The following is a 369-nucleotide window of genomic DNA, read 5'->3' as shown; positions in this document are numbered from 1 at the left end:
TTATGTCAAAGGATGTTGCTAGCTCGCTCGACATTCATCCTGTCATGCTTTATCGATGGCAGATGGAGCATCGGCGGAGTGAATTAAAGGAAGATAAAAACATGAAACCATCAAAGCCTTCCCCCAAAAGGAGGCCTGATAGAACTGACCCAGTTCAAGAAGTAGAAGATAAGCTAAGTGCAGCTGAAAAGAGAATTAAACAGCTAGAGAAAGAGCTGGCAAACCGAATCGATGAGCTAGACCTACTAAAAAAGGCCGAACGGTTCTTCCAAAGGAAAAAGTAAAGCTCTATGAGCTAGTTGAGGAGAACCGGACATTCAAGAGTGTTTGCAGGCTCTGTGACTTACTTGGAGTATCCCGAAGCGGATT

General features: G+C 44.2%; 1 protein-coding gene. It reads left to right on the top strand.

Annotation, left to right across the window (positions count from 1 at the left end; translation table 11 throughout):
• A partial coding sequence (locus Q1A08_RS21395) for a transposase (RefSeq protein WP_299776428.1) occupies positions 1 to 284 on the top strand: 284 nt, incomplete at its 5' end.
• Between the last annotated feature and the right edge of the window lie 85 nt (positions 285 to 369).

Origin of the sequence: uncultured Pseudoteredinibacter sp. (genome assembly GCF_947500695.1) — a bacterium.
GTDB lineage: Bacteria > Pseudomonadota > Gammaproteobacteria > Pseudomonadales > Cellvibrionaceae > Pseudoteredinibacter.
Note: the sequence above shows the minus strand (reverse complement) of the source record. Positions and strands in the feature narration are given on the sequence as shown.